Source organism: Xanthomonas sp. WCS2018Noco2-27 (assembly GCF_031843525.1).
GTDB lineage: Bacteria > Pseudomonadota > Gammaproteobacteria > Xanthomonadales > Xanthomonadaceae > Xanthomonas.
On sequence record NZ_JAVTIK010000008.1, the window covers coordinates 192984 to 205154 of the forward strand.

10 protein-coding genes are annotated in these 12171 nt (G+C 65.1%); 4 read left to right on the forward strand and 6 right to left on the reverse strand.

Annotated features, from left to right (window positions below; genetic code table 11):
• Positions 1–914 precede the first annotated feature (914 nt).
• From RQH86_RS14725 to RQH86_RS14740, 4 genes are all read right to left on the reverse strand, one after another.
• Positions 915–3755 carry a valine--tRNA ligase gene (locus RQH86_RS14725; protein WP_311238947.1) on the reverse strand — a complete coding sequence of 947 codons (2841 nt, stop codon included), beginning with the start codon at positions 3753–3755 and terminating at the stop codon, positions 915–917.
• 202 nt (positions 3756–3957) lie between these two features.
• Complete coding sequence (locus tag RQH86_RS14730) at positions 3958–4383, reverse strand: DNA polymerase III subunit chi (RefSeq protein ID WP_005995970.1); 426 nt, start codon at positions 4381–4383, stop codon at positions 3958–3960.
• 7 nt (positions 4384–4390) lie between these two features.
• On the reverse strand, positions 4391–4753 hold the full coding sequence (locus RQH86_RS14735; RefSeq protein WP_115527059.1) for a hypothetical protein: 363 nt from the start codon (positions 4751–4753) through the stop codon (positions 4391–4393).
• Positions 4753–6225, reverse strand: a complete 1473-nt coding sequence (locus RQH86_RS14740) for a leucyl aminopeptidase (RefSeq protein ID WP_311238946.1) — start codon at positions 6223–6225, stop codon at positions 4753–4755. Before RQH86_RS14740 ends, RQH86_RS14735 begins: the two co-directional genes overlap by 1 nt.
• Positions 6226–6332: 107 nt before the next feature.
• Here RQH86_RS14740 and lptF point away from each other — a divergent pair, with 107 nt between their 5' ends.
• Genes lptF through RQH86_RS14755 form a run of 3 tightly spaced genes read left to right on the forward strand, consistent with a single transcriptional unit; the run spans position 6333 to position 8820 of the window.
• Entirely contained in the window at positions 6333–7415 is a 1083-nt protein-coding gene (gene lptF, locus RQH86_RS14745) for an LPS export ABC transporter permease LptF (protein ID WP_311238945.1), read from the forward strand.
• Positions 7412–8518, forward strand: coding sequence for an LPS export ABC transporter permease LptG (lptG, locus tag RQH86_RS14750; protein ID WP_115561269.1), 1107 nt, complete (start codon positions 7412–7414; stop codon positions 8516–8518). Before lptF ends, lptG begins: the two co-directional genes overlap by 4 nt.
• Positions 8515–8820 carry a hypothetical protein gene (locus RQH86_RS14755; RefSeq protein ID WP_311238944.1) on the forward strand — a complete coding sequence of 102 codons (306 nt, stop codon included), beginning with the start codon at positions 8515–8517 and terminating at the stop codon, positions 8818–8820. Before lptG ends, RQH86_RS14755 begins: the two co-directional genes overlap by 4 nt.
• A gap of 90 nt (positions 8821–8910) precedes the next feature.
• Here the strand turns inward: RQH86_RS14755 and RQH86_RS14760 are convergent, their stop codons facing one another.
• The gene (locus RQH86_RS14760) at positions 8911–9372 is read right to left on the reverse strand and encodes an RDD family protein (RefSeq protein WP_311238943.1); all 462 of its coding nucleotides are present in this window, start codon (positions 9370–9372) and stop codon (positions 8911–8913) included.
• Positions 9373–9752: 380 nt separating this feature from the next.
• Positions 9753–10724: a site-specific tyrosine recombinase XerD gene (gene xerD / locus RQH86_RS14765; protein WP_055851414.1), complete on the reverse strand. Its 972-nt coding sequence runs from the start codon at positions 10722–10724 to the stop codon at positions 9753–9755.
• A 449-nt stretch (positions 10725–11173) separates the two neighbouring features.
• Between xerD and RQH86_RS14770 the strand changes: the two genes are divergently transcribed.
• Positions 11174–11977, forward strand: a complete 804-nt coding sequence (locus RQH86_RS14770) for a DsbC family protein (RefSeq protein WP_311238942.1) — start codon at positions 11174–11176, stop codon at positions 11975–11977.
• Positions 11978–12171: the final 194 nt, after the last annotated feature.

Below are 12171 nucleotides of genomic sequence, written 5' to 3' on the forward strand. Positions count from 1 at the left end.
TGCGTCGAAACAACTTGCGGCGAGTCCTTGGGGGAGTCTGCTTGCGTGTGGTACCAGGCAGGGTGCCGTTACGTAGTTCCTGGCGTCTGCAAGCGATTGCTGCAGATGGATGATGCGCAAGGCGTCTGGTCTGCGGGTTCGCTGCAGGGCCCTTGCCTGCGCACCATCGCGGGACACGCTGCAAGTACGTCCATGTAAGCTCTTACGCGGCATCCATGCCGCGTAAGGTCCCGCGACGGTGAGCGGGCAAAGGCCAGCCGTGCAGGTCGGTGTGCATGAGTGAGCGCTGCAGAACGTCGCTCTGCGGACCATTGGGGCGTTTTAGCTCTATCTCGCCAGTTCTGCGGCCACACTTGTCGAACGTGATAACGCAGCAAACCGCAGCAGCCCCTGGCACGACCTCGCAGCAACTGCTCCTCGTGCAAGCGCCGACCAACGTCATGGTGCGATGTCCTCGCCGCTTGCGGGACCCTGTGGCGGCATGGATGCCGCTACGGAGCCTCCATGGACGGATTCACGGCGTGTCCCGTAAGCGGTGAGGGCATCGTGCCCTCGACTAGCTGGAGCATGCCGTGCCGACACTGTGAGCCGCGCTCATGTCAGCTGGAGGATGCGAGTGAGCCAAGGCTACGACGATTGAGCTGCGGGTTCGCTGCAGGGCCCTTGCCCGCCCACCATCGCGGGACACGCTGCAAGTACGTCCATGTAAGCTCTTTGGCGGCATCCATGCCGCCAAAGGTCCCGCGACGGTGAGCGGGCAAGGGCCGGTCACGATGGTCGGTGTGCACCGTTAAAGCAGTTCGTGCTTCATCGAGCTGAGCGATACGTGCCAGCTCAATTGCTGCCGTCGAATCGGTGGCTGTTTGCACGGCACGTGACCGTGCAGCTGCAGCGCATCTGGACGTTCCACTGCGTCAGATCTTGGCGCGTTGTTCCCGCAGACCCGTCAATTGCACAGTCCAATCGTTCAAGCGCGCACGCTCTTGCTCAACGACCGCCGCCGGTGCGTTCTGCACGAAGGTGGCATTGCCGAGTTTGCCGTTGCACTTGCCGATCTCGCTTTCCACGCGCTTGATCTCCTTGTCCAGACGGGTGCGCTCGGCCTCCATGTCGACCAGGCCTTCCAGCGGTACCAGCAGGGTCAGTTCGCCCACGATGGCAGCAGCGGCCGGCGGGGTGTCCTGGCCGGCGTCCAGCCAGTCGATGGCTTCGAGCTTGAGCAAGAACGCCAGCTGCGATGCGAAGCGCGATACGCGCGTGCGGTCGTCGGCGGTGCCGGCCTGCAGCAGCAGCTGCACCTGCTTTGAGGGCGGCACGTTCAACTCGCTGCGTACGCGCCGCAAGGCCGACACCATCGACTTCAACCATTCGACATCGGCGTCTGCGCTGGCGTAGCTGCTTGTGTCCACGTCGCCGACTTGCGGGAACGCCTGCAGGGAGATCGTCGCGGTGGTGATGCCCAGGCGCGGAGCGACCTGTTGCCACAGCTCTTCGGTGACGAACGGGGTGAGCGGGTGCAGCAGGCGCAGCAGCGATTCGAGCACGTACAGCAGGGTGTGGCGCGTGCTGGCGGCAGCGTCGTTGTCCTGCACGGCCCCGTTGAGCGCAGGCTTTGCCAGCTCGACGAACCAATCGCAGAACGCATTCCAGGCGAATTCGTACAACGACTGCGTCAGCAGGTCGAAGCGGTAGTTGGCGTAATGCGAATGCGTTTCCGCAGTGACCTTGTCCAGCCGCGCCAGAATCCACTTCTCCGCTTCGGTATGCGGTTGCGGCACACCCGCAAAGCGCGCGCCTTCGGTGTTCATCAGGACAAAGCGCGTGGCGTTCCACAGCTTGTTGCAGAAATTCTTGTAACCCTCGGCGCGGCCCAGGTCGAACTTGATGTCACGGCCGTGGGTGGCGAGTGCGGCGATGGTGAAGCGCAGTGCGTCGGCGCCGTGGGCGATGATGCCGTCCGGAAATTCGCGACGCGTTGCTTTTTCGATCTTCGGCGCATCCTTGGGCTTCATCAGCCCGGTGGTGCGCTTGGCGACCAGGTCCTCGATGCTGATGCCGTCGATGATGTCCAGCGGGTCGAGCACATTGCCCTTGGACTTGGACATCTTCTGGCCCTGCGCATCGCGGATCAGGCCGGTAATGTAGACATCGCGGAACGGCACCTGCCCGGTGAAGCTGTCGGTGGCCATGATCATGCGCGCCACCCAGAAGAAGATGATGTCGAAACCGGTGACCAGCACGCTGGAGGGCAGATAGCGCTCGAAACCGCGCTCGGCCATCGCATCGGCATCCGGCCAGCCCAGCGTGGAGAATGGCCACAGCTGCGAAGAGAACCAGGTTTCCAGCACATCGCTGTCCTGATGCAACGCGATCTCTGCGCCCAGGCCGTGTTTCGCACGCACCTCGGCTTCGTCGTGGCCGACATAGCACTTGCCTGCGTCGTCGAACCACGCCGGAATGCGATGCCCCCACCACAGCTGACGGCTGATGCACCAATCCTGGATGTTCTCCATCCAGTGGCGATAGGTGTTGATCCAGTTCGGCGGCACGAATTTGATCTGGCCGCTTTCGACAAGCTCCAGGCCACGCTTGGCCAGCGCGTCCATCTTCACGAACCATTGGTCGGTGAGATACGGCTCGATCACCTGACCGGTGCGGTCGCCGCGGGGTACCTGCAGTTTGTGCGGCTTGGTTTCGACCAACAGGCCCAACTCTTCCAGCTCCGACAACACCAGCTTGCGTGCGTCGTAGCGATCCAGGCCGCGGTAGCGCTCCGGTGCGTTGTCGTTGATGGTGGCGGTGACGGTGAACAGATTGATCAACGGCAAGTCGTGCCGCACACCCACCTGGTAATCGTTGAAATCATGCGCAGGCGTGACCTTGACCACGCCGGTACCGAAGGCGCGGTCGACATAATCGTCGGTGATCACCGGCACTTGCCGGCCGGTCAGCGGCAGCACGATGCGTGCGTTGTGCAGCGTGGCATAGCGCGTATCGTCCGGGTGCACCATCGCCGCGGTGTCGCCCAGCATGGTTTCCGGGCGCGTGGTGGCCACCACCAAGTAATCGCGGGTTTCGCGCAGGGTCTCATTGCCGTCGGCGTCGTGCTCGACGTGTTCGTAGGTCACGCCATCGGCCAGCGGGTAGCGAATCGACCACAAAAAACCGTCTTCTTCGACGTTTTCCACTTCCAGGTCGGAGATGGCGGTCTTCAGCACCGGGTCCCAGTTGACCAGCCGCTGGCCGCGATAGATCAGGCCCTGCTCGTACCAGCGCACGAAGGCTTCGTTGACCGCTGCCGACGGTTGCGGGTCCATGGTGAAGGTGCTGCGCGACCAATCGCTGGAGGTGCCCAGGCGACGCATCTGGCGCTCGATGATGTCGCCGGATTCGGCCTTCCATTCCCACACCTTGGCGATGAAACCGTCACGCCCGAGCGAGTCGCGCGTTTCGCCGTTGCCTTCCAGCGCCAGATTGCGCGACACCACCATCTCGGTCGCGATGCCGGCGTGGTCGGTGCCCACCTGCCACAGCGTGTCGAAGCCGCGCATGCGGTGATAGCGCACCAGCGCGTCCATCAGCGTCTGCTGAAACGCGTGGCCCATGTGCAGCGTGCCGGTGACATTGGGCGGCGGCAGCAACACGGTGTACGGCTCGCCCTTGCCGGACGGCACGAAGTAACCGGCCGCCTCCCATTGCGCGTACAGGCGCGATTCGAAGGAAGAGGGTTCGTAGCTGGAGGCGAGGGTGGTCATAGTGGGGCGAGGATTCGTTGATTCGGGATTCGGGATTGGTTGCGTCATGGGGCCGGCGAGAATCACTGGCAATCCACTCATCAACGTCGGCGGTGGTGTTGTGGAGCGAAGATCGGCGATTCGGGATTTGTCGTTGGGTGCAACATTGGGATGCGCAAAAAATCCGCTTTTACCAATCCCCACTCTCCAATCCCCGCCCCACTCACATATCGTATTTGGTCAGTTCCAGGCCCAGGGCCTTGTACTGTTTCCAGCGTTCGCGCAGCGGTTCGCGGGCGGCGGGGTCGGCGGGCACCACTTCCAGTACGCGGTCGCAGGCGCCCAGGTACGGGTCGTCGCGCAGGTTGATCACCAGCGGGCGCGAGGGCGCGGCGAACTCCGGCGTGGCGATCAGCACCGGCGCCAGTTCGTCTTCCTCATCGGTGCCGGCGATCTGGTGCGGCACATAGGCTTCGTCGTCGAACGCCCACAACAGGTCATCCAGCGCCTCGGCTTGCGCGGCATCGCGCGCCAGGATCAGCGTGGACAGGTTGGCGTCGTTGGCCTTGCGCGCCAGCTCGCAGACCAGCCGCAGCGGTTCGTCGAGGAAGCGCGGTTTGGCGATCAGGTAGAAATCGGCACGGGGCATGGGAAGGTCACGAAACGTAAGGAAAAACGGATTCAGCGATAAACACGCCGAGCATGAACAGCAGGCCGGAGGCCAGTATCGCCAGGACGAACCCGCCCATTGCGCGCAGGCGCCGGCCCACCGGCCGCGAGCGATACAGATAGATGGGGATGAACACCAGCCAGGCCAGCACCATCCCGATGTTGATCCACATCGGGCGGTGAAAGCCCTGCCGGCGGCTATCGGCCGCCAGCCAGACAAAGATCAGCGCCAGCAATAGCGCAAACCGCAGCAGATCGCTGCCAGTGCCGGTCCAGCCAGGCAGCGCGCAGGTGGCCCCGTCCGCCAGGGTGAACCCGGCGATCAGGGCCAGCGCGGCGCGCGGCGACATCAGGCCGCGCGATCCAGCAACCACTGCGTCAACAGACCGACCGGGCGACCGGTGGCCATGCCGCGCTTGCCTTCGTCGCTGGCCACGCCGGCGATGTCCAGATGCGCCCAGCGCTGGTTTTCGGTGAAGCGCGACAGGAAGCAGCCCGCGGTGATCGCGCCGCCCCAGCGACCGCCGATGTTGTAGACGTCGGCAAAGGTGGAATCCAGCAGGCCCTGGTATTCGTCCCACAAGGGCAGGCGCCAGGCGCGGTCGAACACATGCTCGCCGGCGGCCAGCAGTTCGTTGGCCAGGTCGTCGTGCTTGCTCATCAGGCCGGCGGTCTGGTGGCCCAGGGCCACCATGCAGGCGCCGGTCAGCGTGGCCACGTCCACCAGTGCTTCGGGGTTGAAGCGCTCGGCGTAGGTCAGCGCATCGCACAGGATCAGGCGGCCTTCGGCATCGGTATTGCCCACTTCGATGGTCTTGCCGGACATGCTGGTGATCACGTCCGACGGACGATAGGCATTGCCGTCGATGGCGTTTTCCACCGCCGGCACCACCACCACCAGATTGATCGGCAGCTCGGCCTTGACCGTGGCCACGAAGGTGCCGATGACGTTGGCGCCACCGCACATGTCGTACTTCATTTCCTCGATGCCGCCCTGCGTCTTGAGATTGACGCCGCCGGTATCGAAGGTGATGCCCTTGCCGACCAGCACATACGGGCGCGCGTCGCCGCCGCCATTCCACTTCAGCACGATCAGGCGCGGGCGGTTGGCCGAGCCGCGCGCCACCGACAGCAGCGAGCCCATGCCCAGCGCTTCCATCTGCGCCTCGTCCAGGATCTCGGCTTCGGCACCGGCGTACTTGCCGGCAAATGCGGCCGCGGTGTCGGCCAGGTAGGCCGGGGTGCAGTAGTTGGGCGGCAGATTGCCCAGCTCGCGGGCGAACTCCACGCCCTCGGCGGTCGCAATGCCCACCGCCAGCGCGCGGGCGTCGTCGCCGGCGATCGCCAGGGTGGTCATGCCGGTCTCGTCGACTTTCTTCTTGCCCAGCGTGGCGGTGTAGCGATACGCCGCATGGTCGCTGACGATGACTGCCTGGCGGACATTCCAGGCCGCGTCGCGGGCCTTGACCGGCAGTTCGGTGAGGGTGAGCAGGGCGGTGCCGACGGCGCCGGTCTTCAGCGCGCGGGTCGCATCGCCGATGGCCTTGAGGTAGGGCGCCACGCCGAACTTGGCGGTCTCGCCCAGCCCGACCACCAACACGCGCGGTGCGGTCACGCCGGGCAGGTCGTGGACCAGGGTGGTGCTGCCGGTCTTGGCAACCACGTCGCCGCGTGTCACCAGGGCCGTCAGGCGGCCCTGGCTGGCGCTGTCCAGCGCCTGCGCAGCGGGCGACAGGGTCTTGTCGGCGAACACGCCAACCACGATGCAGTCGACGGCGGCGCTTGCCGGCGCGTCTTGGTTCAGGGTGAATTGCAGGGCCATTGATCAGATTCCGTAGGCAAATCCGTACAATCGCGGACTGTTTACGCCAACCTGATTAGGCTGGCGGCGCCGCGAACGAATCCGAGAGTTTAAAACAAGCCCACCCTATGCCGAAGCTCGATCGATATCTGCTTAGCGATTTCACCCAGAGCTTCCTGGCCACCTTGATCGTGCTGCTGGTCGTCAGCGTCGGCGGTGTGCTGGTGGATATCCTCGGCAATATCGCCGATGGCCGCATCCCAGCGCGCTTGCTGCTGTCTCAGGTGGGCCTGCAATTCGTGGCCTATCTGCCGATCATCCTGCCGCTAGCGCTGATGCTGGGCCTGTTATTGGCGCTGGCGCGGCTGTACCGCGATTCAGAAATGGCGGTGATTACCGCCATTGGCGTCGGCCCCAAGCGCATGTTGCGGCCCATGCTGATGCTGGTGGTGCCGGTGGTGATCATCATCGGGCTGTGCTCGCTGTGGCTGGGCCCGTGGGCCAGCCGCACTGCCGAAACCATGCTGGAAGACGCCAACCGCAGCGTGCTGATGGCTGGCCTGGAGTCGGGCAAGTTCACCCCGCTGTCCGGCGGTGGCGTGGTCTACCTGACCACCATCTCCGCCGATGGCAAGGGCCTGGGCAAGGTCTTCATGCAGCGCCAGAAGGACGACCGCATCGATGTAGTCACTGCCCAGCGCGGCGCGATGTTCTTCGAAGGCAAGACCGACCGTTACCTGCGTCTGGAGGACGGCTATCGCATCGAAGGCCCGGCCGCCGGCGACACCCTGGACTACCGCTTGATGAAGTTCGCCAGCAACGACGTGGCCTTGCCTGATCGCACCCGGACCCACGACGCCAACGACCCGGAAGTGATGTGGACCACGCAGCTGCTGTCCGATGAGCGTCCGGCTGCGCGTGCGCAGTTGCACGAGCGCCTGGCGCCGCCCTTGCTGGCGCTGGCCTTCGCGCTGCTGACCCTGCCGCTGTCGCGCAGCGCGCCACGCCAGCAGCGCTACGGCCGGATCATGCTGGCGTTCCTGGCCTACATGGTGGGCACCAATCTGATGATCGTCGGCACCCAGTGGATCGCCAACGGCAAGACCCCGGCTGCGCTGGGCTTGTGGTGGCTGACGCTGCCGCTGCTGGCGGTGGCGGTCTGGGCGTATGCACGCGATGGCCGCGTGCGTCGGCCGAGGGCGACCGCATGAGGCTGACCCCGCGAGTCCATGATTGGTACGTCGGTCGCGTGGTGTTGTTCACCGTGCTGCTGACCTGGGCGGTGCTGCTGGGTCTGGACCTGGTCAATGCCTTCGCCAGCGAGGCCAAGAACATCGGCCAGGGCAGCTACAGCTTCGGTCACGCGGTGGCCTTTGTGGCCTACACCGTGCCGCGTCGCGCTTACACCTTGTTCCCCACCGCCGCAGTGATCGGCGCGCTGATGGGCCTGGGGCAGCTGGCGGCCACATCCGAATTGACCGCCTTGCGCGCGCTGGGCGTTTCGCGCAAGCGCATGTCCGCCTCGGTGGTGGCAGCGATGGCGCTGTTGACCGCGAGCATGGTGATCAGCGGCGAAACCGTTGGGCCATGGGCGCAGAACCAGGCCGACAGCCTCAAGGCCAGTGCCCGCTACAACAACAGCATGGCGTCCTCGCGCTATTCGGGCCTGTGGGCACGCGAAGGCGACACCTTCCTCAACGCGCTCAGCGGCGAAGAAAAGCTGCTCGACGGCGGCGGCACCGCGCTCGATCTGCACGATGTGCGGCTGTATCACCTGGATGCCAACGGCAGGCTGCAACAGCTGACCTACGCCTCCGTGGCCGAGCACCGCGATGGCCGCTGGACCTTGCGCCAGGTGCGTCGCGATACCTTCCAGGAACGTTCGGTGCAGCGCGAAACCTTCCCCGAGCTGCCATGGCAATCGCAACTGAGTCCTGCGGCGCTGGCGGCTGGATTGGCCAAGCCGCGCAATCTCTCGGCGCACGAGCTGGAGCAAAGCATCGAATACCGTCGCCGCAACGGACTGGATGCGCGCGATTACGAAGATCAGTACTGGAGCCGCTGGTTCTACCCGCTCAACGTGTTGGCGTTGTGCATGGCGGCGATTCCGTTCTCGTTTGGCTCGCTGCGCAGCGGCGGCCTGGGCAAGCGCCTGTTTTTGGGCATCTTGTTCGCCCTCGGCTTCTGGCTGCTGCAGCTGTTCTTCGGCCGTATGGCGGGCGCGCTCAAGCTCGATTACCGCATCGCCTACGCACTGCCCCCGATGGTGATGCTGGGCGTGTCGGCGTGGTTGTTCCGGCGGCGCAGTAGTTGACCGGGCCCGAAGTGGCTCTTATGTCAGGCTTGGAGCAATTGGAGCTTCAACGCGTGGTCAGCGAGGTGCTGCATTACCTGTGGGATCCGATCGGCATCGCAGGGGTTGTGGAAGCACGTGATGAGTACGACGGTTATGTGCTCGGCATCTGTACCTTGCTGTGGCAAGGCGCCGATCATGTGCTGATCGGCAAAACCTTGATCGACATTGCCGATGAGCAGCTGGGTCTGCCCGGTTCCGAAGCGCAGGCCGAGCGGGCTGCGCTCAAGCTGATCCTTTGGCGGGATGCGATTACTCGATAGGTTTTGCCGTTAAATCCTGTCCAATGACCAGAGCGTTGGCCAGAACGAAGTTGGATCGGTCAGCATCGATCTCCAATTCGGGAACTAGCATCAGCGCGCTGGTTGGCGCTCCAGCCGCGTCCCACTTGCGCGGTCATGCCAGGTCAGCCGATCGCGATCGACCAACGCCCACCAGAATCCGAGTCCGCCCAGGGCCAGCGATAGTGTGCCCACCGCATAGCGGATCCACAGTGCGCGCCAGGAGGCTTGCGGGCCGACCAACCGTAGCCGCCACGGACGCATGCCCAGAGTCTGGCCGCCGCGTCGCCAGCTCACCGTGGCGTACCCGCCGGCGGCGGCCCAGCAGCACAGCCAAAGCAGCCACTGCCAGGCACTGAACGGTGCGATGTTTTCGCGTGCGGGATGCCCGGCCAGGGTGAAGCCGAGCGTGAAGCCTGAGGAAATCAGCATCCACAGCGCCAGCACCGGCCAGGCGTCGTAGCACATGGACAGCAGCCGCCAGTGCAACAAGGCGGCTGGGCGTGGGGAATCGGATGCGGCGATCGACGTCATGGCGCGAGCATAGCTGGCGCCAGCGATCCGGCAACGCCGCGGTGCAGTAACACTTCCAGCCCATCCAGTCGTGGCATCTTGATGTCCAGCAGCACGGCGTATCGAACACGCGGCGGCCGATGCTGGCTGTGGTAACGGCAGAGCCGCTGCGGCCGGGGTTTGGAGTTGGCTTTGATGCTGTTGCCGGTGCGGTGGAGGTTCTTCGGCAGATGTGGGGATTGGCACGTCTCGCGTTACCAAGTCGCGCCTTGGTTTCGGGGCGCCCTTGGGTGCGAGGGGTTTCTCGGCTACGGCGTCGCGCCCGGGTGCGCTCCTACGTGTGTGATGTGTGCGGATGGATGTGTCGTGGGCGCGCGCGATGGGTCTGCCGGCAACGTTCGCTAACCGCGCGGGTGATGCGTGGCGTGCAGCTTCTGCAGGTGCTGCCTGGCCACCAACGTGTAGATCTGGGTGGTCGACAGCGAGCTGTGGCCCAGCAGCATCTGCAGCGCGCGCAGGTCTGCGCCGTGGTTGAGCAGGTGGGTCGCAAAACTGTGCCGCAGGCCGTGCGGGCTGACCGTTGCCGGGTCGATGCCGGCCACCGCCGCATAGCGTTTGACCAAGGCCCAGAAGTGCTGACGGCTGGGCGGCTGGCGTGCCGCATCGATGAACAGCGGCACCTGGCCGTCCACCGCCGCCACGGCCTTGTGATCGGCTAGCAACGGGCGTGCTTCGTGCAGATAGCGCTCCAGCCAATGCTGCGACTCTTCGCCCAGCGGCACCAAGCGTTCCTTGCTGCCCTTGCCGGTCACGCGCAGCACGCCCTGGCGCAGATTGACGCCCACCGCCGGCAGATTGACCAACTCGCTAACGCGCAGCCCGGCGGCGTACATCAACTCGAGCATGGCGCGGTCGCGCAGGCCGAGCGGTGTCTGGATATCCGGCGCCGCCAGCAACGCCTCGATCTGGGTTTCGGTCAGCGCCTTGGGCAGCGAGCGCGGCAATCGGGGTGGATCCAGCAGGGCGGTGGGGTCATCGCTGCGCACGCCATCGCGCAGGCACAGGCCGTAGAAGGCCCGCAAGGTCGACAACAGCCGGGCATTGCTGCGCGGCGAATATCTGGCCTCGGTCCGCCAGCGCAGGTAATCGAACAACACCGAACGATCGATACCCAGCAAGCCGCCGCCGGCACCATCGCGCCAGCGCGCCAAGCCCTCCAGATCGCGTCGGTAACTGTCCAGCGTCTGCCGCGCCACACCTTGCTCGGCCCACAAGCGATCCAGAAAGCGCTCGATGGCGGCGGCATCGGCCGCCTGCACCGGCGGCAGCTGTTGGGTGAGTTGGCGACGTTCGGCGGGACTGCTGGCTGACATCGCCACAGCATAGAGCGTGCCGCGCATATTGCGATGCGCCACGTTGGTGATCGGCCACGTATCGCCAGCGCGTGCCTTGCCGTATCGCGACCATGGGTTTGGCGCCCCCAGGAGCAGTCGCACGCCGCCCCTGATGCTGCTCGCCAGCGTGGCGGCCAGCTCACGGATTGTGGCAAACCACACGTAGGACAACACGCAAAGGCACACCCGGATCACACACGTAGGAGCGCACCTGGGCGCGACGGCCTTCACCGGAAATCCCGCCGCACCCAATCCCGCTTCAATGCGCCAAACGCTGACGTGGCAGTGCCAAGCGCAACAATCCGCTCGTCTGCACTGGAGGCGCCACGAACCCACCGGCCGGCGAACGAACAAACTGTCGCGGCCGCTGCCTGGCTTCATCCGCCCTGTGCGAGAATCCAGTCACCCCGATTCCACTGGATGCGTGAATGTATCGTCTTGCTATCGCCGCGCTGCTGGGCGCGCTCAGCCTTACCGCCTGCGCACAATCGTCGCAGCCTGCGGCAAGCGCCGCCGGCGCCAAGCCAGCCGCCGCTGCCCCCGCCGCCGCGACTGGCAATGTGGATCAGCGCGTCGGCGCCGCCCTCAAGGCACTGGATCCGGACTTCAAGCCGGATTACATCGGCGCCGCGCCGTTCCCCGGGTTCCGCGAGGTGGTGGTCGGTGGGCAGGTGTTGTACGTCAGCGATGACGGCCGTTATCTGATCCAGGCGCAGCCGTTCGACATCCAGAACAAGCAGTTTGCCGCTAGCCCGGGCTTGCTTGCGTACCGCCGCAAGCAGCTGGACACCGTGCCCAAGGCCGACCGCATCGTGTTCGCACCGGCCAACCCCAAGTACACCGTGACCGTGTTCACCGACGTGGAATGCGGCTACTGCCGCAAGCTGCACAGCGAGATCGGCGAGCTCAACAAGCAGGGCATCGCGGTCGAATATCTGGCCTTCCCGCGCATGGGCCTGGGCAGCCAGGACCACAAGGAAATGATCGCCGTGTGGTGCGCGGCCGACCGCAAGCAGGCCTTGACGGCGGCCAAGTCGGGCCAGCCGGTCAATTCCAAGGACTGCAAGAACCCGGTGTCGATGGAATACACACTGGGGCAGCGTCTTGGCGTCAACGGCACCCCGGCGATCTTTGCGCCGGACGGCACCCAGCTGGGTGGCTACCTGCCGCCGGCGCAGCTGCGCGAGGCGTTGGAAAAGCGCGCCGTCACCACCGCCGGTGGCAGCCGCTAAGCTGGAATATGTGAGTCTGGCAGTGGTGGCGCGCCGGTAAGGCGTGTCGCAACGACAGGACACGCTTGAGGAAGGGCTGGATGCGAAGGCATCCGGCCCTTCGTCGTTTTAGGGACATTGCCGTGCGGAAAAAGGCAGTGGTCAGTGGCTGACTGGAGCGATGCCAGGCAAGCATCCAGCCTGGAAGCCGACTC

Bases quoted from the DNA above. Each gene is read 5' to 3' on its own strand.
- RQH86_RS14725 (WP_311238947.1), bottom strand. From the start codon at position 3,755: ATGACCACCCTCGCCTCCAGCTACGAACCCTCTTCCTTCGAATCGCGC.
- RQH86_RS14730 (WP_005995970.1), bottom strand. From the start codon at position 4,383: ATGCCCCGTGCCGATTTCTACCTGATCGCCAAACCGCGCTTCCTCGAC.
- RQH86_RS14735 (WP_115527059.1), bottom strand. From the start codon at position 4,753: ATGTCGCCGCGCGCCGCGCTGGCCCTGATCGCCGGGTTCACCCTGGCG.
- RQH86_RS14740 (WP_311238946.1), bottom strand. From the start codon at position 6,225: ATGGCCCTGCAATTCACCCTGAACCAAGACGCGCCGGCAAGCGCCGCC.
- lptF (WP_311238945.1), top strand. From the start codon at position 6,333: ATGCCGAAGCTCGATCGATATCTGCTTAGCGATTTCACCCAGAGCTTC.
- lptG (WP_115561269.1), top strand. From the start codon at position 7,412: ATGAGGCTGACCCCGCGAGTCCATGATTGGTACGTCGGTCGCGTGGTG.
- RQH86_RS14760 (WP_311238943.1), bottom strand. From the start codon at position 9,372: ATGACGTCGATCGCCGCATCCGATTCCCCACGCCCAGCCGCCTTGTTG.
- xerD (WP_055851414.1), bottom strand. From the start codon at position 10,724: ATGTCAGCCAGCAGTCCCGCCGAACGTCGCCAACTCACCCAACAGCTG.
- RQH86_RS14770 (WP_311238942.1), top strand. From the start codon at position 11,174: ATGTATCGTCTTGCTATCGCCGCGCTGCTGGGCGCGCTCAGCCTTACC.